The sequence below is a fragment of the Actinomycetospora straminea genome (assembly GCF_028737255.1).
Lineage (GTDB): Bacteria > Actinomycetota > Actinomycetes > Mycobacteriales > Pseudonocardiaceae > Actinomycetospora > Actinomycetospora straminea.
The window spans coordinates 20,014-44,078 of sequence record NZ_JAQZAN010000009.1 but is presented as its reverse complement, the minus strand read 5'-3'; the positions used below and the strand labels follow the sequence as shown (position 1 = coordinate 44,078).

The following is a 24,065-nucleotide window of genomic DNA, read 5'->3' as shown; positions in this document are numbered from 1 at the left end:
GATTTCCGCTCACATGAGGAGGTCGTGGATCACCGAGCCGTGCAGGGGCAGGTGGTCGATCGGGATGCCGGCGGGGTGAAGGGCGTCGGCGACGGCGTTGGCGTAGGCGACCGGGAAGCTCATCGAGCTGCCCTCGCCGCAGCCCTTGGCGCCGAGCGGGGTGAGCGGCGACGGCGAGGACACGTGGTCGGAGACCAGCGGGAACGCGGTCTCGGCGCTCGTGGGGCAGAGGTAGTCGAGGAACGTCGCCGACGTCGGCTGGCCCGCGGGGGAGTAGCGGAACTCCTCGTACGCCGCCCCTCCCAGCCCGTGCACCAGCGCCCCGAGCACCTGGCCCTCGAGCAGCACCGGGTCGAGGACCGTGCCGGCGTCGTGCACGGTCGCGACCCGGTCGAGGGTCACCTCCAGGGTGTCGGCGTCGATGCGCACCCCGACCATCTCGGCGACGAAGCCGTAGCAGAGCGACGAGTTGATCCGGTCCTCCGCGGTCGCCGCGACGGCCTCGGGCGGCACGAACTCGCCCTCGGTCGCCAGCCGCGCCGGGGCGCCCGCGGGCAGCGCGCCCGGGTCCCAGTGCACGACCCCCGCCGCGTGCCGGAACAGGCACGACGCGCCGGACGCCGGGTCGCGCACCGACCCGTCGGCCAGCTCCAGCCCGTCGGGAGCGACCCCGAGCAGCACCGACGCCCCCGCCCGCACCGTCTCCGCCAGCCGGTCCACGGCCGCGATCACCGCGCTCGTCACCAGCGGGGCGAAGCGCGACGAGTAGCTGCCCGACGTCACCGTCCACGGCGTCGACGCCGTGTCCATGTCGACGACCACGCGCACCTGCTCGACGGGCAGCCCCAACCGGGTCGCCGCCACGCGGCGCGCGACCGTCGCGTGCCCCTGGCCCTGCGGGACCGAGCCGAGCAGCACCGTCACCACGCCCTGCAGGTCCACCGACGCGCGGACGATCTCGGTCGACCCCGACTTGTCCCGCCCCGGCTTGCGCTCCGACGCCGGGGTCGCGAGCCCGACGTAGCCGATGTTGGTCCCCGACGGGTCGACGACCAGCGCCAGCCCGACCCCGTAGAACGCCCCCTCGGCGCGCGCGGCCTCCTGGCGCGCGCGCAGCTCGTCGTACCCGCCCTTGGCCAGCAGCAGGTCGAGCGCGGCGGCGTAGTCGCCGGAGTCGTAGAGCCCGCCGGTCGGCGTGCGGTGGGGGAAGGCGCGCACGAGGTTGCGGCGCCGGACCTCGGCCACGTCGAGCCCGGTGCGCGCGGCGACGGCGTCCATCAGCCGCTCGAGGCCGAAGTAGAGCTGCTGGCCGCCGAAGCCGCGGTTGAGGCCGGTCGGCGCGCGGTGGGTGACGACGGCGCGGGCGCGGATCGCCACCGCGGGCACGTCGTAGGCGCCGGTGATGTTGCCGAAGCAGCGGTACAGGGTGCTCGGCTCGGGCGGGCGCAGGTAGGCGCCGACGTCGTCGACGAGGTCGACGTCCAGTGCCTCCACCGCCCCGTCGCCCGACACCGCGGCCGCGAAGGACATGACCCGCCCCGCCCCCGACGAGCTCGCCAGCAGGTGCTCGACACGGTCCTCGGTCCAGCGCACCGGCCGCCCGGCGTGCTTCGACGCGAGCGCCATCAGCACGACGTAGGGGTAGATGCCGGACTTGATCCCGAAGCTGCCGCCGATGTCCGCGGGCACGTGCAGCCGGAACCGTGAGATCGGGACGCCCAGCGCGCCGGCCGCCACCGGGACCATCGTGAACGGGCCGTGGAAGTTCGCCCAGCACTCCACCGAGGGCCCGTCGGCGCCGTCGGTCCAGTGCGCGACGACCCCGTAGCACTCCATCGGCACCGACGAGTAGCGCGGGAACGTGTACTCGCCGCGCACGACGTGCGCGGCCCGCGCGAACGCCCCGGCCACGTCGCCGAACGAGAACGTGCGGTCGGTGGCGACGTTCGTGCCCGCCTCCGGGTGCACCAGCGGCGCGCCGTCGCGCAGCGCCGCCCGCGTGTCGACCACGACGTCGAGCGGCTCGTAGTCGACCTCGACCAGCTCGCACGCGTCCTCGGCGACGTAGCGGTCGCGCGCGACCACGACCGCCACCGGCTCGCCGACGTAGCGCACCGCGTCGACCCCGCTGGGCAGGTAGGGCATCGGCGTCGTGGTCGAGAGCGGGAACGGGCGCACGGCCGCGCGCACCTCGTCGGGCCCGATCACCGCGGCGACGCCGGGGTGCGCGCGGGCGGCGGCGAGGTCGACCCCGCGGACGCGGGCGTGCGGGTGCGGGCTGCGCACCACGGCGGCCACGAGCGTGCCGGGCAGGGGATCGAGGTCGTCGACGAACCGCCCGCCGCCGGTGACCAGGGCGGCGTCCTCGTCGCGCGCGGGCGTCCAGGTCACGGCGAACCCCGATCCGAGCGAAGGGCCCGTTCGCGCGGCACCGCCGCGGTGTCGGCGAGCGCGGTGTAGTCGCCGCCGACCAGCACGCGGCGCAGCGTCTTGCCCACCGCCGAGCGGGGCACGGCGTCGAGGGCGATGACGCGCTTCGGCCGGCGCAGCGACGGCAGGACCCGCCGGGCCCAGGCGTCGGCCGCGGCGACGGCCTCCTCGGGCGTCACGTCCGGGCCCGGGACGACGAACGCGGTCACCGCCTGGCCCCACCGCTCGTCCGGGAGCCCGACGACCACGACGTCGGCGACCTCGGGGCAGCACACCAGCGCGGCCTCGATCTCGTCCGGGTAGACGTTCTCGCCGCCCGTGTTGATCATGTCGTCGACGCGGCCGGACACCCACAGGTCGCCCTCGTCGTCGGCCACGGCGAGGTCGCCGGTGAAGTACCAGCCGTCGCGGACGGCTTTCGCGGTCGCGTCGGGGCGCAGCCAGTAGCCGCGGAACGCCTCGGGGCTCGCCATCGACACGACGACCTGGCCCTGGTCGCCCGGAGCGACCTCCGCGTCGGGCGACGCCCCGGGCGAGGGGTCGACGAGCCGGACGCGGCTGAACATCCCCGCGCGGCCCGCGCACCCGGGCTTCGCCGCGACGTCCGGGCCGATGGTGAACGTGTAGATCTCGGTCGAGCCGAAGTGGTTGACGAACGCCTCCGGCGCCACGGCCTCGACCAGCTGCTTCGCCAGCGCCGGCGCCATCGGCGCGCCCGCGTACGCGAGGCGCCGCACCCCGGCCAGGCCCGCCGGGTCGGCGTCGCGCAGCAGCGACCAGTACATCGTCGGCACGAGGTAGAGCGAGGTGACCCGCTCGCGCGCGATCAGCTCGGCCGCCTCCGCGGCGTCGAACCGGGCCTGGGGCACCCAGGTGCCGCCCACCACGATCGAGGCGAGCAGCGTCCGCACGCCCATGGTGTGGAACAGCGGCATCACCCCGAGCGCGACGTCGCCGGTGCGGCCGCCGGTCTGCACGAGGTGGGCGACGGCGGCGGCGTGCTCGGCGCGGTGGGTCCGCGGGACGCCCTTCGGCCGGCCGGTGGTGCCCGACGTGTAGAGCATGACGCTGACGTCGTCGGGGCCCGGCGGGTCCGACGGCGGGGTGTCGGGCTGGTCGCGGGCCCGGCGCCCGACGTCGTCGAGGTCGAGGTGGGCGACCGGGCGGATGCGCTCGTCGCGCAGGGCGGCGTCGGTGTTCTCCGCGGTCGCGGGCTCGCTGATCACGAGCGCCGGCGCGGCGTCGGCGAGGCAGTGGGCGAGCTCCGGGACACCGAACCGCGGGGAGAGCGGGGTGGCGACGGCGCCGAGGCGCTGGGCCGCGAGGTGCAGCGACGCCGCCGGCTCGCCGCCGGTGAGGACGAGGGCGACGCGGTCGCCGCGGCGCACGCCGAGGCCGAGCAGCGCGTGGGCGAGGCGGGCGGTGCGGGCGTCCCACTCGGCGAAGGTCATCGGGTGTGGTCCGCCGACCGCGCGCCGCGTCGGGTACCGCTCGACCGTCCAGGCCCAGACCGTCGCGAGGTCCACCGATCCCGCCTCCCGATCATGCTCCAGCGCATACCGTCTGTTTCGGACCGTATGAGACGTAGGCCGACGGGGCAAGGCTCGGTACGCTGCGCGACCGTGGCCGACCGGCTCTCCCCGACCTCGTACGTCGTCCTCGGGACGATCGCCCTGCGCGGGCCGTCGACGTCGTACGACCTCAAGCGCGCGGTCGGGCGCTCCATCGGCTACTTCTGGCACTTCCCGCACGCGCAGCTCTACTCCGAGCCGCAGCGGCTGGTCGAGCTCGGGCTGCTCGAGGCCGAGACGGAGGCCGAGGGCCGCCGCCGGCGGACGTTCCGGCTCACCGACGCCGGTCTCGCCGAGCTGCGGGCGTGGCTGGCGGAGCCGACGCCCGAGCACTTCCAGATGCGCGACATCGCCGAGCTCAAGCTGTTCTTCAACGAGGTCGGCGAGACCCGGGACGTCGTGCGCCTCGCGCGCGAGCAGGTCGCCGCGCACCGCGAGCGCATCGCCGTCTACGAGGACATGCAGGCCCGCTACGCCGACCTCGACGCCGTCGCCAAGCGCATGATCACGCTGCGGCTGGGCCTGGAGATGGAGCACGCCGCGCTGCGGTTCTGGTCGTCGCTGCTGGAGGAGGTCGGCCCCTCCGCCGTCCGTCAGGTCATCCCGGACGCGGCCAGCGGGTCGTAACCCGGTGTGCGGAAGAGGTCCTGGAGCTGGCGACGTCGCACGCCGATGTTGCTGCCCTCGATCACCGGGTAGGCGAGCGCCTCGTGGAGGTACTCGACGATCGGGAACCGCTCGTCGTACGCGGTGACCCCGACGAGCTTGACCAGCTCGTTCACCACCTCCACGCCGGTCTCGGAGCCGAGGACCTTGGCGTGCAGCGCGAGCTCCGGCGCCGCGGGGTGCTGAGCCATGACGGCGTCGAGCGCCCGCCAGGTCAGGAGGCGGACGGCCTCGATCCGGCCCTTGGCGTCGGCGAGGACGTCGGACACCGCCTGGTGCTGGATGATCGGCACCGGGCCGCCGCGGGTCTCGGTGGTCGCGAAGCGCAGGGCGACGTCGAAGGCCCCGCGCATGGCGGCGACGGCGAAGATGCCGATGGAGGCGCCGCTGGGCAGGAAGGCGTTGCGGGTCAGCCCGACTCCCTGTCCCTCCGCGCCGAGGAGGTTGGCGCGCGGCACCCGGACGTCGTGCAGCCGGACGCGGGAGGTCAGGCAGCCGCGCAGGCCGGGGAGGTCGTAGTGCTCCTCGACCTCGACGTGGCCGGCGAGGTGCTCGCGCTCGGCGACGATCAGGGAGATGCCGCCCGGGGCCCGGCAGACGATGGTCATGAGGTCGGGGCCGTCGCCGTCCCACCCCGACAGGTGCGACGCCCACGCCTTGCGCCCGTTGATCACGTAGTGGTCGCCGTCGGGCGTCGCGGTCGTGCGGGTGCCGGTGGGCGCGTCGAAGTTGGCGCTGCCCTCGGGCTCGCTGTACGCCATCGCCGCCAGCGGTGCGCCGGCGTCGGCGAGGAACGGCGCGACGAAGCGCCGGACCTGCTCCGGCGTGCCGGCCTCGTAGACGGGTGCGAGCGCGATCAGCGGGCCGGCCATCGAGATCGTGAAGTCCGGGCTGTGCACCGCCCACTCCTCGATGAAGATCGCCGCGTCGACCCCGTTGGACGCGGCCCCGCCCACCGGGGCCGGGATCAGGCCCTTGAGGAACCCCTGCCCGACCGCCTTCTCGAACACCGGACGCGCCAGCACCGCCCGGGCCAGCGGGTCGGGCTCGGCGCGCACGGCCGCCGCGAGGTCGCGGAGGTGCTCCTCGGCGAAGCCGCGCGCCGCGGCCTTGAGCTGCTCTTGCTCGGGGGTCAGCAGGAACGACACCGCCATGACGACTCCTCGGGTGCGGGGGCTCCAGCCTGGGGTCGTGCGGGGCGTCCGTCTCGGCCGTCCGTGCAGCGTCCGGTGCCGTTCGTGCACCCCGGGGTCAGGGGCGCATCTCCCGCGGCGAGACCCCGAAGTGGCGCCGGAACGCGCGGCTGAACGCCGTCGGGTCGTCGAAGCCGTGCGCGGCGGCGATGACGGTGACGGTGGCGGTGGTGTCCGGGTCGGCGAGCAGCGCGGCGCACCGCTCGAGACGCAGGGTGCGGACGGTCGCGGCGAACGACGCGTCGGCGTCGGCGAACAGGTTGTGCAACGTCCGGGGCGAGATGCCGAAGCGTCGGCACACCCCGTTCACGGTGAGGTCGCGGTCGCCGAGGTGGCGCTCGACGTGGGCCACGATCGCGGCGCGGGTGACGCCCGGCGGCCTCCCCGGGGTGGTGGCCGGGTTCGCCGTCGCGGCGGCGACGGCGGTGGCGAAGGAGTCCGCGAGCTCGGCGGTCCCGGGGGTGGTCGCGTCCACCGACCAGAGCGCGCGCATGAGGGCGGTGACGGCGGCGCCGGCCCCGGTCGCGGGGACGGGCCGGCCCAGGTCCGGGCGTCGTCCCCGCAGGGGCGCGTCGAGATCGGCGTGCGGCACGCGGAAGGAGAGCATCTGCCACGGCTGGTCGAGGTGGAAGAAGTAGGGCTCGGCGGTGTCGACCACGACGAACTCGCCGGGGCGGACGACCGCGGTGCGGTCCGCCACCGTGGTGATGCAGCGGCCGGCGAGCTGCAGGTTGACGAAGTAGTACGCCCCGTCGGTCCGGGCCACCTCACGCGGGCCGTGGTCGGTGCGCTGTGGCCGCGACCGGAGGCGGGCCCGGTTCGTCCCGGCGAGACGCCGGGTCTCGACCTTCGCCGCGAAACCCTCCTCGTCGAGCGTGCGGTGCGGGGTCAGGGGTACGAAGGCCTGACAGATGACCTCGTGCCAGTAGCCGAACTGCTCCCGCGTCGGCAGTGCGGCGATGTCCCAGACCCCCACGACACACCGCCTCTCACCGCCCTCGGGGTGGACGGTACGACGCCGGGTGTCACGAGCGAAGGGCACGAGCGGGAGCATCGGGGATGGTGGCCCGGGTCCGACCCGAGACGGAGGCGTCCGTGACCGATGACGACCTGGTGGCCGGCGAGCCCCGCGCGGTCCTGCGGGACGCGCTCGCCCACCTCTCCACGACACGCCACGACGACGGCTCGGTGGAGCTCGTCGGCGAGGTGCCGCCCGAGCTCGCGGACCCCCTCGTCCGCGCTCTGGAGCGCGTCGCCGACGAGCTGCGCGCCGACGACGAGCGCCGGGGCGCGGCGCCCCGCAGCGGCGGGCGGCTGCACGCCGACACGCTGATCGCGCTGCTGCTGCGGGTCACCGACACCCCGACGGACCGAGCCTGACCGGCCTCGGCGAACCTCAGCGCTCCTCGCGGAAGTCGACGTGACGCCCCACGCGGGCGTCGTACTTGCGCAGCACGAGCCGGTCGGGGTCGTTGCGCCGGTTCTTGCGGGTGACGTAGGTCGTCCCGGTGCCGGCGGTCGAGCGCAGCTTCACGATCGGTCGGACGTCGTTGCGGGCCACGGCTTCCCCTCCTTGTTGAACATGATTATCGTTCACGGTAACGCACGGGAGAGGAGCGGTATGCCCGAGGGACACGGGACGGGACTGACGCTGGTCACCGGCGCCGACCGCGCCGCGACGGCCGCGGTGGCGGCGGCGGTGCGCCCGGCGGGCGGGGTGCTCGTCGCCCACGACCTGCGCGGACTGCGCGAGGGCGTGGTGCACCGCCGCCTCGTCGACGACGACGGCGCCCGCGACGCGGTGCTCGAGCTCGCCCACGGCTGCGTCGCCTGCACCCTGCGCGAGGACCTCCTGCCGATGCTCCGGCGCCTCGCCCGCGACCCGGCCGTGCGGGACGTCGTCCTGCTGCTCGACCCCGGAACGGAGCCGGAGGCCGTCACCGAGGCGCTGCACACCCTGGTGCCCGCGGGTGCCGACGGGCCGCTCGCCGACGTGCTCGCGCCGCGCGGGGTCGTCGGCGTGCTCGACGCCGCGACCTGGCTCGACGACGCCGGCGGCGACGACGCCCTGGTCGACCGCGGACTCGGGCTCACCGCCGACGACGAGCGCACGGTGGCCCAGGTGGTGGTGGGGCAGGCCGAGCACGCCGACGTGCTCGTCGTCGCCGGCCGCTGCCCGTCGCCGTGGGACCGCGTGCGCCTCGACGCCGTCCTCGACCGCCTCGCCCCGCGCGCGGTGCGCCTCACGGTGGCCGACCCGCCCGCGAGCGCCCCGGCGGTCGCCGCGGACCTCGGCGTCGAGGTCGTCGCGCGCCTCGCCGACCGGCCCGCCGACGCCCGCCGCGGCGTGCCCGTCGACGCCCACGCGCCGCTGCTGCGCGGGCAGCCGCCGCTGGCGGGCGACGCCGGGGTCTCGCTGCTGCACGTCGGGCACCGCCGCCCGTTCCACCCCGAGCGCCTGCACGCCGCGGTCGACGTCCTGCTCCACGGCACGATACGGGTGCGCGGGCGGGTCTGGGTCGCCTCGCAGCCCGAGCACGTGCTGTGGCTCGAATCCGCCGGCGGCGCGCTGCAGGTCGGGCACGCGGGCCGGTGGTTGGCTGCGGACGACGGCGCCCGGACCTGGGACGACGTCGACGACGAGCGCCGGGCCGCGGCCGCCCTGCGCTGGGACGAGCGCTTCGGCGACCGCGAGCAGCAGCTCGTCGTGCTCGTCCACGACGCCGACCCCGCCCGCATCGTCGAGGCCCTCGACGCGGCGCTGCTCACCGACGCCGAGCTCGCCCGCGGGGAGGCGGCGTGGCGCCGGTTCCCCGACCCGTTCGGGCACCGGCACGCCGACCCGTGCGACGACCTGCCCGGCGGCGTCGACAGCGAGCCCGGACGTCGCGAGGGGGGCGCGGGGTGAGCGACCCCACGAGCGGCACCGTCGGCTTCACCGCCGTCTACTGCGGCAGCGACGCCTGCCCCCACCACCAGCGCCCCGCGCCCGACCGCGACGCCGTCGGCGAGGCGCTGCGCGGGACCGTCCGCCGGTGCCCGCACGGGATCCTCGTCTCGGCGGCGTGCCTGACGACCGCGGCCTGCGCCCACGGCACCGCCCCGCACGGCGCGGGCGGGCTCGTGCTCGTGCAGCCCTGCGACCACACCCGCGCGCCCACCGGCCCCGCCGTCGTCGCCGGCCCGCTGCACGAGCCCGCCGACGTCGACGACCTCTGCACCTGGCTCGCCGGCGGCGTCGAGCACCCGCCACCGGAGCACCTGCGCGCGGTGTAGGCCTGTGGCAGCGTCGGGGCGTGACGGACGTCCGCGACCCGAGCGCCCCGACCGGCCCGACCGCGGCGGCCCGGGCCCGCGCGGGCGCGGTCGTGATGGTGCTCGTCGGGCAGTTCTCCGTGCAGTTCGGTGCGGCGGCGGCCACAGGGCTGTTCGCCCGGGTCGGGCCGGTCGGCGCGGTGTCGCTGCGGCTCGCCTTCGCGGCGCTGGCGCTCCTCGTGGTCTGCCGGCCCCGCCTGCGCGGACGCAGCCGCCGCGACTGGGCCCTGGTCGTCGGCTTCGGCGTGGCCCTCGCGGGCATGAACACCCTGATCTACGAGGCGATCGCGCGCATCCCGCTCGGGGCGGCGGTGACGATCGAGGTGCTGGGCCCGCTGGTCCTCTCGGTCGTCGCGTCGCGGCGGGCGACGAGCTGGCTGTGGGCGGCGCTCGCCCTCGCCGGCGTCGCGCTGCTCGGCCGCGCCGGGCTCGCGGGCCTCACGGTCACCGGGGCGCTGTTCGCCCTCGGCGCGGCGACGATGTGGGCGGCCTACATCCTCGCCTCGCACCGCGCCGGCGGGCGCTTCGACCGCCTCGACGGACTCGCGCTCGCCATGGCCGTCGGCGCCGTGCTCACCCTCCCGCTCGGGGTCGTCGCCGGCGGCACGGCGATGGTCGACCCGGTCGTGCTCGGGTGGGGCGCGGCCGTGGCGCTGCTGTCCTCGCTCGTGCCCTACAGCCTCGAGCTGCTCGCGCTGCGCCGCCTGCCGACCGCGGCGTTCTCGGTGCTCATGAGCCTCGCGCCCGCGGTCGCCGCCACCGCCGGGTTCGTCGTGCTGGGCCAGGAGCTGACGCTGGTCTCGGCCCTGGCGATCGGGATGGTCGTGGTGGCGAGCATCGGGGCGGTGCGGCAGGCGCGCCCCGGATAGGCGCTCACCACGTGTCCACGACGGGGTGGCGGGGCGGCCGGTCGTCGCCGGCGGTGTCGAGCGCGGCGAGGACGACGTCGCGCGTGGCGGCCGGGTCGATGACGTCGTCGACCTCGAACACGCTGGCCACCGAGAGGCCCTTGCCGCGCTCGTAGTACTCGCCGACGAGCTCGTCGAACCGCCGCCGCCGCGCGTCGCCGGTGAGCCCCTCGAGCTCCTGGCGGTAACCGAGGTGCACGGCGCCCTCGAGCCCCATGCCGCCGAACTCCGACGTCGGCCACGCCGCGGTGATCACCGGGCGGTGCAGGTGCCCGCCGGCCATCGCCATCGCGCCCAGCCCGTAGCCCTTGCGCAGCACGACGCACACGAGCGGCACCCGCGCGTTGGCGCCGGCGACGAACATCCGCGAGAACTTCCGCACGGTCGCCGTGCGCTCGGCGTCGGGACCGACCATGAAGCCCGGGGTGTCGCACAGCGAGACCACCGGCAGCCCGCGCGCGTCGCAGAGCTGCAGGAAGCGCGCGGCCTTCTCCGCCGCCGGCGCGTCGATGGCGCCGCCGAGGTGGCGCGGGTCGTTCGCGAGCACGCCGACCGGACGGCCGCCGAGGCGGGCGAGCGCGGTGACGATGCCGACGCCGAACTCCGGGCGCAGCTCCAGCACGGTGCCGGGGTCGGCGAGGGTGTCGAGCACCGGGCGGACGTCGTAGACCCGCAGCCTGTTCACGGGGACGGCGTGGCGCAGGGCGCGCTGGTCGTGGGGCGTCACCGCGGCGGTCGGCCCGGCACTCGGCCCGGCGCAGAGCCCCAGGTAGCGCCGCGCGACCTCGACCGCGGCCGCCTCGTCGTCGACGAGCACGTCGAGCACGCCGTTCGGCCCCTGCACGCTCGCCGGCCCGACGTCGCCGGGCGCGACCGACCCGAGCCCGCCGCCGGCGATCATCGCGGGCCCGCCCATGCCCAGCGACAGGTCGCGGGTCCCGACGAGCAGCTCCGCGCAGCCGGCCAGCGCGGCGTTGCCGGCGAAGCAGTACCCGGCGACGACCGCGACCGACGGCACCCGCCCGGACAGCCGCGCGAACAGGGCGAACGTCTCGACGTCCAGGCTCGCGACGGCCGTCGTGTCGGTGTCGCCGGGCCGCCCGCCGCCGCCCTCGGCGAAGAGCACGACGGGCAGGGCGTGGTCGAGGGCGAGCCGCAGCAGCCGGTCGGTCTTGGCGTGGTTGAGCACGCCCTGGGTGCCCGCGAGCACGGTGTAGTCGTAGGCGAGGACCGCGACGCGGCGGCCGTCGACCGTGCCGGTACCGGTGACGATGCCGTCGGCCGGGGTGCGCGCGACGAGGTCGTCGACCGTCCGCCGCCGGCGCTGCGCGGCCACCGTCAGCGCGCCGTACTCGACGAAGCTGCCGTCGTCGAGGAGGTCCGCGAGGTTCTCCCGGGCGGTGCGCCGCCCGACCTCGCGGCGCCGGGCGACGGCCTGCGGGCGCGCCTCGTCGGTGGTGACGCGGTGGCGCTCGAGGGTCTCGGCGAGGTCGGGGCGGACGTGGTCCGGGTCGAGGGCGGCGGCGTCCTCGACGGCCACGGCGTCCGCGTCGCCCGGGCGCACCACGGCGAGCACCGCGCCGGCGGTGACGTCGTCCCCGACCGCGACGCGCACCTCGTCGACCGTGCCGGCCTCGGGGGCGGCGACGACGTGCTCCATCTTCATCGCCTCGAGCACGAGCAGCGGGGCGCCGGCGCCGACGGCGGTGCCGGCGGGCCGCTCGACGGCCACGACCACGCCGGCGGTGGGGGCGCGGACGGTGAGCGCGTCCTCGTTGTCCGGGAGGTCGTCGGGGAGGTCGTCGGGGAGGTCGTCGGGGAGGTCCCCGGCGGGCGGCGGGTCGGCGAGCTCCGCGGCGTGGCGGTCGACGAACCCGGTGTCGAGGGCGCCGGGCTCGTAGCGGTCGAGCAGCGCGGTGAGCACGCCGAGGTTGGTGGCGACGCCCGCGACGTCGAAGGCGCGCAGGGCCCGGGCGGTGCGGGCGAGGACCGTCGCGGGCCCGGCCGCCGGGTCGTGGACGACGACCTTGGCCAGGAGCGAGTCGTAGCGCGGGCTGACCGCGTACCCGGGGCGGCCGTGGGTCTCGATCCGCACGCCGCGCCCGGTCGGGGGCACGAAGCGCTCCAGCGTGCCGGCATGCGGGATGACCGCGCCGTCGGCGCCGAGGGTCTCGGTGCACACGCGCGCCTGCACGGCTGTGCCGCGGGCCGCCGGTACCGGGTCGAGCCCGGCCGCGCGCAGGTCCGCGCCGTCGGCGAGGTGGAGCTGGGCGGCGACGAGGTCGATCCCGAGCACCTCCTCGGTGACCGTGTGCTCGACCTGCAGGCGCGGGTTGACCTCGAGGAACGCCGCGGTGGCCCCATCGACGGTGGCCTCGTCGCCCGTGGCCCCGCCGACGAGGAACTCGACCGTCGCGAGCCCCCGCAGCCCCACCGGCGCGACGACCCGGAGCGCGGCGTCGTGCAGGCGCTCGCGCACGGCGTCGTCGAGGCCGGGCGCGGGCGCGATCTCGACGAGCTTCTGGTGCCGGCGCTGGGCGCTGCAGTCGCGGTCGCCGAGCACCACGACGTCGGTCCCGTCGCCCGCGACCTGCACCTCGACGTGGCGGGCCCGGGGCAGGAGGCGCTCGACGAACACCGCGGGGTCGCCGAACGCCGCGGCCGCCTCGGAGGAGGCGCGGTCCAGGGCGTCGGCGAGCTCCGCGGGGTCGTGCACCGCCCGCATGCCGCGCCCGCCGCCCCCGGCGACGGCCTTGACCATGACCGCGCCGCCCGGCCCGAGACCCTCGAGGAACGCCCGCGCCCGGTCCGGTGCCGCCGCGTCCAGGACCTCGACGCCCACCGACCGAGCGTGCTCGCGGGCGCGGGCCTTGTCGCCGCAGAGCTCGAGCACCGCGGGGGAGGGGCCGACGAAGGTGATCCCGGCGTCGGCGCAGGCCCGCGCCAGCGCCGGGTTCTCGGACAGGAACCCGTAGCCGGGGTGCAGGGCGTCCGCGCCGGACTGCGTCGCCGCGGCCACGACGGCCGCCACGTCGAGGTAGGCGGCGGGCCCGGCGCGGGGGAGCTCGACGGCGTCGTCCGCGGCGGCGACGTGGCCGGTGGCGCGGTCGTCGGCGGGGGCGATCGCGACGGTCGCGACGCCGAGGTCGGCGGCGGTGGCGAGCACGCGCAGCGCCACCTCGCCCCGGTTGGCGACGAGCAGGCGGATCACGGCACGAGCCCGGGGCGTCCCACGGCCCGGACCCTACGACGCCGTGCGGTCAGCCCTGGGCGCGTCCGGCGCGCTCGGCGAGCTCGGCGAGGAAGCGCGGGATGCGTCCCGCGCCGAAGTCGTGGAAGCGCGCCCAGGCCGGCGTGATCGCGATCCGGGCCATCTGCGGGTACATCGCCCGCACGGCCTGCTCGAACCCGGCGGCCGACTCGGGGTCCATGCTGATCCGGGACGCGGCGAGGTACTCCTCGACGACGCCGTCGACGAGCGTGACCTCCGCCCGCCCGCGGATCGACAGGGCCCGCGCCCCGCCCGGGGTGTCGCCGCGGTCGATGGAGACGGCGACGTCCGGACGGGCCGCCAGCGCCGCGACCTTCGGCGACGTGGTGGCGGTGGACACGGCGACCTGGGTCCCGGTCCAGAAGAAGCCGACCGGGATCACGCGTGGCGTGCCGTCCCCGCCGGTGTAGGCGAGGTGGGCCATGGCCGTCGTCGTCAGCAGCTCGTGCGCGCCCGGGACGGACAGTTCGGCGTCGATCTCGTGCTGGTCCACGGTGTTCTCCTCGTCGGTCGCTGCGTCGTGTCCCCCGGGGACGGAGCCGGCCGCGCGTCCTCGACAGGTCTCAGCAGACGGCGAGCAGGCGGGCCCGGATCGCCGCGCCGCGGTCGGCGAACCCGCGCTGGGCGGCGGCGTACTCGGCCTTGCCCTCCGGGGTCTCGATGGGCACGGGCGCGTAGCCGTGGTCGGCGAGGTCGTAGGGCGAGGCGCGCATGTCGAGCACCCGGATGTCCCGGGCGAGGGTGAAGGCGTCGAGCAGCAGCTCGCCGGGCACGAGCGGGCCGAGCTTGTCCGCCCACTTGTAGAGGTCCATCCCCGCGTGCAGGCACCCGGGCTGCTCGAGCTCGACCTGGCGCTCCCGGGTCGGGGAGACGGCGTTGCGCGGGGCGGCGTCCGCGGTGAAGAAGCGGAAGGCGTCGTAGTGCGAGCACCGGATCCGGTGCGCCTCGACGACCGCGTCGGTGCCGGCCGCGCCGAGGCGCAGCGGGACCGGGTGCCGGGTCTGTCCGTCGCGGTAGACCATGGCCCACTCGTGCAGCCCGAAGCAGCCGAGCTGGGCCGGGCGCCCGGACGTGGCCCGCAGGAGGCCGGCGACGAAGGCGATCGTCGCGGCGCGCTCGTCCCGCAGCGTCGCGTCGTCGACCCGCACGCCCCGCGCGTCGCGGGTGTAGTGGCGCCAGGTCGCGCGCTCGTCGGCGTCGGCCAGCACCACCCCCGCGCCCGGGTGCCAGCGCCGCAGCCGCGACGGGCGGGTGGGGTAGTAGGTGTAGAGGAAGTCCTCGACGGGGTGCGCCTCGCCGCGCGCCCTCCGCGCCCGGTGCCCGGCGGTCAGCGCGTCGGCCCGCGCCGCGTGCGCGTCGGCCCGCGCCCGCCACTGCGCCGCGTCGAGCACCTCCGCCGCGTCGAGCACCTCCGGCCCCTGCACCACACGCGCCATGCTGCCAGCGTCGGCGGGGCCCGGGGTGTGCCAGCGGTGCGGCCTCGCTGGCACTCAGAGCCAGGATCGCCACATCCTCGCGGTGGCGACACGCCGGGTCGGCCGCATCGATCCGGCGGTGGCGGCGCGGTGTGACGCGGGTAACCGCCCGCACCGCCACCGAAGGAGGTCCGGACATGACCCAGCCGAACGAGACCGACCGCGCCACCGTCGTCCCCGACGCCGCGCCACTGCGCGGGGAGTCGCCCGAGGGCGAGCAGCCCGACCCCGAGGACGTCCTGCCCGTCGGGGAGGCCAGCGAGACCGAGCACCTCGTCGACCGCGACGACCAGGGCTGAGCGCCCCGCCCCTGCGTTCCGGCGGAGGGCGCCCCTCGCCCGTCTCGTCGAGCGAAGGAGCCCTTCGCTCGGAACCCCGGAGGCGCCCCACCCCCGGCCCGGCGCGCCCCCGCCGGCCGGGTGGATCCTGGTGGGTGTGAGCGAGACCAGTGCACCGACCGACGCCGTGCCCGCGGGCGGGTCCCGCGAGCCGCAGCCCGGCGACCGGGCCACGGGGCTCGGCTCGTGGCCCGGCACCGACCTGCACGAGGCCGCGCGCACGATCGTCGGCGAGCTCCCCGGCCTGCCCCACGTCCCCGAGCTGCCCGCGCGCGGCGTCGGCGCGGACATGGTCGGGCGCACCGCCGGGCTGCTCGTCGACCTCGCCGTCGAGGTGTGGCCCTCGGGCTACCGCGTCGCGCGGCGCGCCGGCGGCGACCACCGGCGCGCCGTCGAGCTGCTCGCCCGCGACGTCGACGCTCTCGACGAGGCGCTGGGCGAGGCGGGCGCGACCCCGCCCGCCGTGAAGTGCCAGGTCGCGGGTCCGTGGACGCTCGCCGCCGGCGTCGAGCTGCGCTCCGGGCACCGCGTGCTCACCGACCGCGGCGCGCTCGCCGAGTTCGCCGCGAGCCTCGGCGAGGGCCTGCGCACCCACGTCGGCGAGCTCGCGCGGCGCACGCAGGCGCCGGTCGTCGTGCAGATCGACGAGCCGACGCTGCCCGCCGTCCTCGCCGGCTCGCTGAAGACGCCGTCGGGGTACGGCACGGTCGGCGCGGTGCCCGGCGCCGAAGCCCGCGCGCTGCTCGAGGGCGCGGTCACCGCGGCCCGGCAGGCGGGCGCCGCGGAGGTCGTCGTCCACTGCTGCCACCCGACCCCGCCGCTCGCCCTGCTCGGCGCCACCGGCCCCGACGCCGTCGCCGTCGACCTGGGCGCGCTCGGCGGCGCCGACGCGCCGACGGAGGTCCTCGACGCCCTGGGCGAGCTCTGGGAGGGCGGCACGGAGCTGTGGCTCGGGATCGTGCCGTCGACCGATCCGCCGGCCAAGCCCGAGCTCGGCGACCTCGCCCGGCCCGCCCTCGACCTCGCCGACCGCCTCGGCGTCGACCGTGCCCACCTCGCCGACCGGGCCGTCGTCACCCCGGCCTGCGGTCTCGCCGGCGCGAGCCCGGGCTGGGCGCGGCGGGCCACGAGCACGACTGTCGAGCTGGCGCGGGCCTTCGCCGACCCGCCGGACAGCTGGTGATCGCCGAGTGATCGCCGGGGTCCGATACTGACCGGCGTGCGGATCGGACTGGTCGGCGGCGGGTTCGCCGCCCTGCGCGGGGCCCTCGGGACGGCGTTCGACGAGGCCGGCTGGGACGGCGTCGAGATCGTCGACCTGCCCGTCGAGGTCCCCGACGGCGGGCTGGCGGCCGTCGACGTCCTCTGCCCGATGGGCAGCACGATCTCCGCCGCGCTCATGGACGCGACGACGCCGCGCATGGTCCAGCAGTTCGGTGTCGGGCTGTCGGGGGTCGACCTCGACGCCGCCGCCGCGCGCGGGCTGCCGGTCGACAACGTCTCGGGCGCCGAGTCCGGCAACGCCGTCGCGGTCGCCGAGGTGGCCCTGCTGCTCCTGCTCGCGCTGCTGCGCCGCTACGAGGAGGCGCGGGCGAACGTGGCGAAGGAGCTGGTGGGCGAGCCGTCCGGGCGCACGCTGGCCGGGCGCACGGTCGGCGTGCTGGGCGTCGGCGACATCGGCGGCGAGGTCATCACCCGGCTGCGCGCCTTCGACGCCCGGCCCGTCGGGATCGGCCGCCGCCCGCGCGCCGAGACCCCGCGGGCGGCGGAGCTGCTCGACGACGGGCACTACCACCGCACCGACGACCTCGCCGCGGCCCTGGCCCGCTGCGACGACCTCGTCGTCGCCTGTCCCCTGACCCCCGAGACCCGCGGGATCGTCGACGCCGGGGCCCTCGCCGCCCTGCGCCCGGCCGGTCACGTCGTCAACGTCGCCCGCGGTCCCGTCGTCGACCACGACGCCCTGCTCGCGGCCCTGGGCTCCGGGCACCTCGCCGGCGCGGGCCTCGACGTCACCTGGGTCGAGCCGATCGACCCCGATGACCCGCTGCTCGCCCACAACGTGCTCGTCACCCCGCACGTCGGCGGCGTCACCGAGACCTCCTACGCCGGCATCGCCCGGGGGTTCGTCGCGTCGGTGGAGCGCCACCTCGGCCGCCACGGTTAGTCACGGTTGGCGCACCATCGCCGACGATCATCGCCACGATCGGACGACTACGAGTACCCTGCGTGCGCATCGCGCCCGGAGGGAGGCGTCGTGCAGCACCGATGGTCGACACCCGCCGGGGCGGTCTGCGCGCTCGCCTGGGCCGCCGCCCTGCCCGTGGCGGTCACCGCGGTCGCCCGCCGCGACCTCGCCCTCGACACCCCCCGCGGGGCGTGGCACGCCGTGCTCGTCGTGTCCCTGCTCGCCGTGGCGGGCCTCGCGGTGGTCGCGGCCGTGCGGCGCGATCCCCGCCCCGGGAAGCGGCTGGTGGTCGCCGGCGTCGTGTGCGGGATCGCCTGGGGTGCCGCGCTGCGGGGGTTCATGGCCACGGTGGCCGGCGCGGAGTCGGAGGTCTCCTGGCTCGGCACGTTCGGCTTCATCCTGCTCACGAGCGCCGTCGTCGGCGGCCTGCTCGGGTACGCCGAGCACCGGCGTCGCCTCGGCCGCCCGCGCCGCCGTCTCACGCTCGCGCCGCTGGTCTTCGGGCTCGACCCCTCCGCGCTGTTCCTCGTGCTGCCGGCGATGGCCGGCGGCTGGGCGCTGGCCGGGCGCGGGACCCCGCGCCGGCGGCGGTGGGCGTGGTCGGCGATGGCCGTCCCGGTCGTGGCCTTCGTGGTCGCCGTGGCGCTCGTCGGTGACGTGCCCCAGCTCCTCACCCCGGCCGGTGTCGCCGCGGTGGTCCTGCTGTTCGCGTGTCTCGCGGTGCTGACGCTGGCGTGCTCGATCCCCTTCCGCGCCGCGCCACCACCGGGCCCCGACACGGTCGAGCCACGGTTCACCGTCGGGGTGCCCGGCTAATCTCGGCGCTGTGACCAGCACGGACCAGAGCCCAGAACTGAGTGGAGTGCCCACCGACGCCGCCCAGCGCCACCGCGAGCTCGCGGAGGTCGTGGCCGACCACCAGTTCCGCTACTACGTGCTCGACGCCCCGATCGTCACCGACGGGGAGTTCGACGAGCTGTTCGGCGAACTGCAGCAGCTCGAGGAGGCGCACCCGTCGCTGGTCACGCCGGAGTCGCCGACGCAGCGGGTCGGGGGCGGGTTCTCCACCGACTTCGTCGCGGTCGACCACCTCGAGCGCATGCTCTCGCTCGACAACGCGTTCACGGGCGAGGAGCTGCGCGAGTGGGTGCTGCGGGTGCAGCGCGAGCTCGACTTCCCCACCGAGGAGCTGCTCTACCTCTGCGAGCTCAAGATCGACGGGCTGGCGGTGAACCTGCTCTACGAGGACGGCCACCTCACGCGGGCCCTCACGCGCGGCGACGGGCGCACCGGCGAGGACATCACGCTGAACATGCGCACGCTGGCCGACGTGCCCACCGAGCTGACGGGCACCGACGAGTTCCCGGTGCCCGAGCTCATGGAGGTCCGCGGCGAGGTCTTCTTCCGGCTCGCCGACTTCGAGGAGCTCAACGCCGGGCTCGTCGCGGCCGGCAAGCAGCCGTTCGCCAACCCGCGCAACTCCGCGGCCGGCTCGCTGCGGCAGAAGGACCCGCGGGTGACGGCGACGCGACCGCTGCGGCTCATCTGCCACGGGCTGGGCCGGCGCCGCGGCTTCACGCCCGAGCGCCAGTCGCAGGCCTACGACGCGCTCGCGGCGTGGGGGCTGCCGGTGTCGGCGCACACCCGGGTGCTCCACGGCGTCGACGCGGTCATCGAGCACACCCGCTACTGGGGCGAGCACCGCCACGACGCCGAGCACGAGATCGACGGGGTGGTCGTCAAGGTCGACGACGTCGCCCTGCAGCGGCGGCTCGGGTCGACGTCCCGGGCGCCGCGCTGGGCGATCGCGTTCAAGTACCCGCCGGAGCAGGCCACCACGACGCTGCGCAACATCAGCGTCAACGTCGGGCGCACGGGGCGCGTCACGCCGTTCGCGGAGATGGACCCGGTGCTGGTCGCGGGCTCGACGGTCTCGCTCGCGACGCTGCACAACGCGGGCGAGGTCGAGCGCAAGGGCGTGCTCATCGGCGACCGGGTGATCATCCGGAAGGCCGGCGACGTCATCCCCGAGGTGCTCGGGCCGGTGGTCGAGGCGCGCACCGGGGACGAGCGCGCGTTCGTCATGCCCACCCACTGCCCGGAGTGCGGCACCGAGCTGCGCCAGATGCGCGAGGGCGACAAGGACCTGCGCTGTCCCAACGCCCGGTCCTGTCCCGCGCAGCTGCGCGAGCGCCTGTTCCACGTCGCGGGACGCGGCGCCTTCGACATCGAGGTGCTCGGCTACGAGGCGGCCACCGCGCTGCTCGACGCGGGCGTGGTGCAGGACGAGGGCGACGTCTTCCGGCTCACCGAGGACGACCTCGTCCGGGTCGACCTGTTCCGCACGAAGGCGGGCAACGTCTCGGCCAACGGGCGCAAGCTGCTGACCAACCTCGAGACCGCGAAGCACCGCCCGCTGTGGAAGGTGCTGGTCGGGCTGTCGATCCGCCACGTGGGGCCCACCGCGGCCCAGGCGCTCGCGCGCCACTTCCGGTCGATCGACGCCATCGACGCGGCCAGCGAGGAGGAGCTCGCCGCCGTCGACGGTGTCGGGCCGACCATCGCGCACGCCGTGCGGGAGTGGTTCTCGGTCGACTGGCACCGCGAGGTCGTGGAGAAGTGGCGCGCGGCGGGCGTGGAGCTCGCCGAGGAGATCGACGAGTCGACGCCGCGCACGCTCGAGGGGCTGTCGATCGTCGTGACGGGGTCGCTGCCGACGTTCTCCCGCGACGAGGCCAAGGAGGCGATCCTCGCGCGCGGCGGGCGCGCGGCGGGGTCGGTGTCGAAGAAGACGGCGTTCCTCGTGGTCGGCGACGAGCCGGGCTCGAAGTACGACAAGGCGGTCGCCGCCGGGGTGCCGATCCTCGACGAGGACGGGTTCCGGGTGCTGCTCGCCGAGGGCCCCGAGGCGGCGGCGGGCGCCGCGGTCGACACGTCGGGTGACGGGGCCGCTGGCGGGGCCGCCGACGCCTGAGAGGCCCGCGACCCCGGGGCGTGCACGGATGAGAGGCGTAGCGTCCGATCGGGAGTCCCCGCATGCATCCGCACGTGCATCGGGCACACTCACACCGTCGGGTGACCGACCGTACGACCGTCCGGGTGGCTCTCGCGATCCGACGGGCCCGCGACCCGGGACGCCGTCGGCTCGCCGTTGCCCTCGTCGTGCGCAGCGTCGAAGCTGAACACCCCGGGCACGTGACGGGGTCGGGAGAGGGAGAGGGGAGGACGCCGCGGTGCTGCAGTGCTGCCCCAACGGTGCCCGCCCCGCCGACGTCTACCCGGCGGTCCCGATGAGCCCGCGCCACCTCGCCCGCGACGCCCGCGCGGTGTCCCTGCTCGGTGTCGAGAGCCTGCACGTCCACCCGCGTGACCGCGACGGTCAGGAGAGCCTCGACCCGCGCGTCATCGGCACGGTCGTCGACACCATCCGCCGCGAGGCCCCCGAGCTCGAGATCGGCGTCACCACCGCGCGCTGGGTCGAGCCCGACCCCCTCAAGCGCACCGAGATCATCGGCCAGTGGGGCCGCCTGCCGCGGCACGCCCGCCCGGACGTCGCGTCGGTGAACGTGCACGAGCGCGGCTGGCAGCGGGTCTGCGCGGCCCTCGACGCGGTGGACATCGGCGTCGAGCTCGGCGTGTGGACCACCGGCGACGCCGTGCAGCTCAAACAGGCCGGCCTGCCGCGGGGCACGGTCCGGGTGCTCGCCGAGGTCACCGTCACCGACCCGGACACCGCCGTCGCCGAGGCCGTCCGCATCCTCAAGGCCCTCGGCCCCGTGCCGGCCCCGATCCTCCTGCACGGCGAGGAGGCGGGCGCCTGGCCGGTGCTCGAGTACGCCAAGCGCAACAACCTCGACACCCGCATCGGCTTCGAGGACACGCTCAAGGGCCCCGACGGCACCTGGCTCGCCACGGGCAACGAGGAGCTCGTGCGCTACGCGCTGGGCCACGACGTCGGCGGGCGCTACGAGCGCCGCCGCGGCGGCGGGGTGCGCGGCGGCGGGCTGCGCTCGTCGAGCCTGTGGCCGGGCTCGCGCGCCGAGCACCGCCGCTGACGCCGCTCCGCGCGCGCCCGTTCACCCTTCGCCGTTCCGCCGCACACCGAATGCGTCGGAATACGTCGCGTCACTGATTCGTCGCTCGATTCCGAGAACGGCACCGGAATGACACCTCCGCAGCAGCGCGCGGATACGGAGAGGCTCGTACCGTCGTCCATCCCGGTCACGGCGGAAGGAGCCCACGATGACCCAGATCATGTCCCGCTTCGACGATCTGCGGGCGGCGCTCGCGGGCACCGTCGTCACCCCGGACGACCCGGGCTACGACGAGGCCCGGCAGGTGTGGAACGGCGAGTTCGACCGGAGGCCGGCGGTCATCGCCTACTGCGAGAGCGCCGAGGACGTCGCCCGCGCGGTCGCGTTCGCCCGGGAGGCGCCGCTCGAGATCTCGGTCCGCAGCGGAGGGGCCCACTCCGGATCGGGCATGAGCGTCGGTGACGCCGGCATCGTCATCGACCTGAGCCGGATGAACGACGTGGTGGTCGACCCGGTCGCCCGGCGGGCCGTGGTCGGCGGCGGCGCGCTGCTGCGGGAGGTCGACGCCGCGACCCAGGCCCACGGGCTCGCCGTGCCGACGGGGGAGATCGGCCACACCGGCTTCGCCGGGCTCTCGCTCGGCGGCGGCATGGGCTGGTTGACGCGCTTGCACGGACTCTCGCTCGACAATTTCCTCGCGGTGCAGGTGGTGCTCGCCGACGGGAGCATCGTGCGCGCCGCACCGGACGAGAACCCCGATCTCTTCTGGGCGCTCCGCGGTGGCGGCGGGAACTTCGGGATCGCCACCTCGATCGAGATCGCGCTGCACGAGGTCGGGCCGCAGGTCGAGCTCGGACTGATCTTCTACGCGATGGAGGACGCCGCCGACGCGTTGCGGGTCGCCCGCGAGGTGATCGCCGATCTGCCACCGGACGTCGCGTTCCAGGTGGTCGCCCTGAATGCGCCGCCCGAACCGTTCGTGCCGCTGGAGCATCACGGCCGGCTCGGTTTCGCGCTCTGCGTGGTCGGGTTCGGTGGCGAGGCGAGCCACCGCCCGGTCGTGGACCGGGTGCGCGACGCATTGCCCCCGCCGTTGTTCGAGCTGGTCACCCCGATGCCCTACACCGCCCTGCAGCAGATGTTCGACGAGGCGTTCGCCTGGGGCTCGCACGGCTACGTGAAAGCCCTCTACCTCGAGGAGTTCACCGACGAGGCCATCGACGTGATCGTCACGCGGACCGCCGGCACGGCCTCGGGGCGGTCGTCGGTGCACTTCTACGTCCTGAGCGGGGCCTACTGCGCGGTGGCGGACGACGCCACGGCCTTCGGCGGCGGGCGGACACCGCGGCTGTGCGTGTTCGTCGTCGGGCTGGCGTCCGACTCGACGGTGCTCGCCGACGAGCGTGTCTGGGTGCGCGGCTTCTACGACGCGATCGCGCCGCACGCACTGGGACGGGGCGCGTACGTCAACGAGCTGATGGCCGACGACGTGCACCGTGTGCCGGCGTCCTACGGCGACAAGTACGCCCGCCTGCAGCAGATCAAGGCGCAGTACGACCCGGAGAACGTCTTCCACCGGAACACGAACATCCTCCCGACGCCCTGACCGGCGCGAGGGCGTGTCTGACGGATCGAGGCGTTTGTCAGGTCACTTGCCGGGGCGTCGACCGGGCAACCGCCGAGACATAGGTGCAAGATCGCGTCGAGTCCGACGGTCCGACTCGACGCGATCATGTGCCTATGTCCTCGGAGCCCTCGGTCACGCCGTCGGGGTGCGTGGGTCTGCCTCGACCTCGCGCCCTGACCAGGCCCACGACCACGACCCGTCAGACATCGGCCCTAGCCGGTGATCGTCGCGACGATCCCGGCCAGGTGGGAGAGGCGGGCGAGCTCGGACGGCCGGAAGGCGGGACCCCCGGGGCGGCCGACGACGACGGCGCGCTCCGGGCGTCCGAGCGGGGCGGCGGCGAGCTCGGTGTCGAGGTCGGTCCAGGCCCCGGGCACCGTGTGGCCGCCCAAGGGGTCGAGCACGGTCGCCTTGTCCAGCGGCAGCCAGGACAGCTCGACGGCCTCGGTCTCGGGGGCGGCGTCGCTCGCCGCGACCCGGCGCACGCGCGCGCCGTCGCCGGTGCTCTCGGTGACCAGCGCCCAGGCCGAGCGGAACAGCCGTGGCACGCCCTCGGCGAGCAGGGACACGCCCTCCTCGGGCCGCGCCGCGATCGCCTCGACGAGCTCCAGCTCCCGGGTGGTGTCGAGCGCGCCCGCGAACGGCCGCACCGACTCCACGACGACGCCGCTGACCGCCTCCGCGGCCGTGATGAGCACGTCCGGCGGGCGGGAGCTCGGCATGTCGACGACGAGGTCGTCCACCGCCGAACCGGCCCCGCGCTCGACGACGTCGACGGAGAGGATGTCCGCACCCTCGGCGCCGAGTGCGGAGGCGAGTGCCCCGAGCATGCCCGGACGGTCGGGCAGCACCACGCGCAGCAGGTAGGTCACGACCCTCCTCGATCCGGGACCGGCGCATCCTCCCAGGCGTACCCCCACCGGTGCGAGCAGTGATCAGGGCTGACCGCCGGTGACCCCGTCGTGGCCGGTCCTAGACTGGGTGTTCGCGCTCCCGGGAGTCGACGCGGACCGGAGCCCGACCCCGAACGACGTGCGCACGACCCCGGA

The 24,065-nt window shown here is 75.9% G+C and carries 21 protein-coding genes; 12 read left to right on the top strand and 9 right to left on the bottom strand.

The window, feature by feature from the left end; translation table 11 throughout:
* Positions 1–9: 9 nt before the first annotated feature.
* Positions 10–2,391 (bottom strand): xanthine dehydrogenase family protein molybdopterin-binding subunit, encoded by a 2,382-nt coding sequence (locus PH190_RS14015; RefSeq protein ID WP_274232139.1) that lies wholly within the window; start codon positions 2,389–2,391, stop codon positions 10–12.
* Positions 2,388–3,956, bottom strand: a complete 1,569-nt coding sequence (locus tag PH190_RS14010; protein WP_274232138.1) for a class I adenylate-forming enzyme family protein — start codon at positions 3,954–3,956, stop codon at positions 2,388–2,390. The genes PH190_RS14015 and PH190_RS14010 overlap by 4 nt, the downstream gene beginning before the upstream one ends.
* Before the next feature lie 96 nt (positions 3,957–4,052).
* Between PH190_RS14010 and PH190_RS14005 the strand changes: the two genes are divergently transcribed.
* Entirely contained in the window at positions 4,053–4,628 is a 576-nt protein-coding gene (locus tag PH190_RS14005) for a PadR family transcriptional regulator (protein ID WP_274232137.1), read from the top strand.
* On the opposite strand, the gene PH190_RS14000 is transcribed toward PH190_RS14005, so the two are convergent.
* Together PH190_RS14000 and PH190_RS13995 are read right to left on the bottom strand one after the other, a co-directional pair.
* Positions 4,595–5,821: an acyl-CoA dehydrogenase family protein gene (locus PH190_RS14000; RefSeq protein WP_274232136.1), complete on the bottom strand. Its 1,227-nt coding sequence runs from the start codon at positions 5,819–5,821 to the stop codon at positions 4,595–4,597. The two genes, PH190_RS14005 and PH190_RS14000, sit on opposite strands and share 34 nt — an antisense overlap.
* A 97-nt stretch (positions 5,822–5,918) precedes the next feature.
* Entirely contained in the window at positions 5,919–6,836 is a 918-nt protein-coding gene (locus PH190_RS13995) for a helix-turn-helix domain-containing protein (protein ID WP_274232135.1), read from the bottom strand.
* 119 nt (positions 6,837–6,955) lie between these two features.
* On the opposite strand from PH190_RS13995, the gene PH190_RS13990 reads away from it, so the two are divergent.
* A complete protein-coding gene (locus PH190_RS13990; protein ID WP_274232134.1) occupies positions 6,956–7,240 on the top strand; it encodes a hypothetical protein in 285 nt (94 codons plus the stop codon).
* Between the two features lie 16 nt (positions 7,241–7,256).
* Here PH190_RS13990 and rpmG read toward each other — a convergent pair whose 3' ends face one another.
* Positions 7,257–7,421 carry a 50S ribosomal protein L33 gene (gene rpmG, locus PH190_RS13985; RefSeq protein ID WP_274203511.1) on the bottom strand — a complete coding sequence of 55 codons (165 nt, stop codon included), beginning with the start codon at positions 7,419–7,421 and terminating at the stop codon, positions 7,257–7,259.
* Between the two features lie 60 nt (positions 7,422–7,481).
* On the opposite strand from rpmG, the gene mrf reads away from it, so the two are divergent.
* From mrf to PH190_RS13970, 3 genes are read left to right on the top strand one after another with little or no spacing between them, the layout of a single operon-like run.
* Positions 7,482–8,768, top strand: coding sequence for a ribosome hibernation factor-recruiting GTPase MRF (mrf, locus tag PH190_RS13980; RefSeq protein ID WP_274232133.1), 1,287 nt, complete (start codon positions 7,482–7,484; stop codon positions 8,766–8,768).
* Positions 8,765–9,136: a hypothetical protein gene (locus tag PH190_RS13975; protein ID WP_274232132.1), complete on the top strand. Its 372-nt coding sequence runs from the start codon at positions 8,765–8,767 to the stop codon at positions 9,134–9,136. The genes mrf and PH190_RS13975 overlap by 4 nt, the downstream gene beginning before the upstream one ends.
* A gap of 20 nt (positions 9,137–9,156) precedes the next feature.
* The gene (locus PH190_RS13970) at positions 9,157–10,044 is read left to right on the top strand and encodes an EamA family transporter (protein ID WP_274232131.1); all 888 of its coding nucleotides are present in this window, start codon (positions 9,157–9,159) and stop codon (positions 10,042–10,044) included.
* A 4-nt stretch (positions 10,045–10,048) separates the two neighbouring features.
* Here the strand turns inward: PH190_RS13970 and PH190_RS13965 are convergent, their stop codons facing one another.
* The 3 genes from PH190_RS13965 to PH190_RS13955 all read right to left on the bottom strand — a co-directional run bounded on the left by PH190_RS13965 (position 10,049) and on the right by PH190_RS13955 (position 14,790).
* Positions 10,049–13,294, bottom strand: coding sequence for an acetyl-CoA carboxylase family protein (locus PH190_RS13965; protein WP_274232130.1), 3,246 nt, complete (start codon positions 13,292–13,294; stop codon positions 10,049–10,051).
* Between the two features lie 49 nt (positions 13,295–13,343).
* On the bottom strand, positions 13,344–13,847 hold the full coding sequence (locus PH190_RS13960) for a pyridoxamine 5'-phosphate oxidase family protein (RefSeq protein WP_274232129.1): 504 nt from the start codon (positions 13,845–13,847) through the stop codon (positions 13,344–13,346).
* A gap of 70 nt (positions 13,848–13,917) precedes the next feature.
* On the bottom strand, positions 13,918–14,790 hold the full coding sequence (locus PH190_RS13955) for a 3-methyladenine DNA glycosylase (RefSeq protein WP_274232128.1): 873 nt from the start codon (positions 14,788–14,790) through the stop codon (positions 13,918–13,920).
* Positions 14,791–14,966: 176 nt separating this feature from the next.
* Between PH190_RS13955 and PH190_RS13950 the strand changes: the two genes are divergently transcribed.
* The 7 genes from PH190_RS13950 (at position 14,967) to PH190_RS13920 (ending at position 22,995) form a co-directional block, all read left to right on the top strand.
* On the top strand, positions 14,967–15,128 hold the full coding sequence (locus PH190_RS13950) for a hypothetical protein (RefSeq protein ID WP_274232127.1): 162 nt from the start codon (positions 14,967–14,969) through the stop codon (positions 15,126–15,128).
* A 136-nt stretch (positions 15,129–15,264) separates the two neighbouring features.
* Entirely contained in the window at positions 15,265–16,350 is a 1,086-nt protein-coding gene (locus PH190_RS13945; RefSeq protein WP_420791654.1) for a methionine synthase, read from the top strand.
* A 36-nt stretch (positions 16,351–16,386) separates the two neighbouring features.
* Positions 16,387–17,334 carry an NAD(P)-dependent oxidoreductase gene (locus tag PH190_RS13940; RefSeq protein ID WP_274232126.1) on the top strand — a complete coding sequence of 316 codons (948 nt, stop codon included), beginning with the start codon at positions 16,387–16,389 and terminating at the stop codon, positions 17,332–17,334.
* 90 nt (positions 17,335–17,424) lie between these two features.
* Positions 17,425–18,171 carry a hypothetical protein gene (locus PH190_RS13935; protein WP_274232125.1) on the top strand — a complete coding sequence of 249 codons (747 nt, stop codon included), beginning with the start codon at positions 17,425–17,427 and terminating at the stop codon, positions 18,169–18,171.
* A 10-nt stretch (positions 18,172–18,181) separates the two neighbouring features.
* Positions 18,182–20,329: an NAD-dependent DNA ligase LigA gene (gene ligA / locus PH190_RS13930; protein ID WP_274232124.1), complete on the top strand. Its 2,148-nt coding sequence runs from the start codon at positions 18,182–18,184 to the stop codon at positions 20,327–20,329.
* Positions 20,330–20,588: 259 nt separating this feature from the next.
* Positions 20,589–21,410: a 3-keto-5-aminohexanoate cleavage protein gene (locus PH190_RS13925; protein WP_274232123.1), complete on the top strand. Its 822-nt coding sequence runs from the start codon at positions 20,589–20,591 to the stop codon at positions 21,408–21,410.
* 187 nt (positions 21,411–21,597) lie between these two features.
* The gene (locus PH190_RS13920) at positions 21,598–22,995 is read left to right on the top strand and encodes an FAD-binding oxidoreductase (RefSeq protein WP_274232122.1); all 1,398 of its coding nucleotides are present in this window, start codon (positions 21,598–21,600) and stop codon (positions 22,993–22,995) included.
* 233 nt (positions 22,996–23,228) lie between these two features.
* On the opposite strand, the gene PH190_RS13915 is transcribed toward PH190_RS13920, so the two are convergent.
* Positions 23,229–23,888 (bottom strand): ACT domain-containing protein, encoded by a 660-nt coding sequence (locus tag PH190_RS13915; RefSeq protein ID WP_274232121.1) that lies wholly within the window; start codon positions 23,886–23,888, stop codon positions 23,229–23,231.
* Positions 23,889–24,065 lie beyond the last annotated feature (177 nt).

Excerpts from the sequence above, each read along its gene's own strand:
- PH190_RS13955 (WP_274232128.1), bottom strand. The coding sequence starts at position 14,790 with ATGGCGCGTGTGGTGCAGGGGCCGGAGGTGCTCGACGCGGCGGAGGTG.
- mrf (WP_274232133.1), top strand. The coding sequence starts at position 7,482 with ATGCCCGAGGGACACGGGACGGGACTGACGCTGGTCACCGGCGCCGAC.
- PH190_RS13950 (WP_274232127.1), top strand. The coding sequence starts at position 14,967 with ATGACCCAGCCGAACGAGACCGACCGCGCCACCGTCGTCCCCGACGCC.
- PH190_RS13920 (WP_274232122.1), top strand. The coding sequence starts at position 21,598 with ATGACCCAGATCATGTCCCGCTTCGACGATCTGCGGGCGGCGCTCGCG.
- PH190_RS14000 (WP_274232136.1), bottom strand. The coding sequence starts at position 5,821 with ATGGCGGTGTCGTTCCTGCTGACCCCCGAGCAAGAGCAGCTCAAGGCC.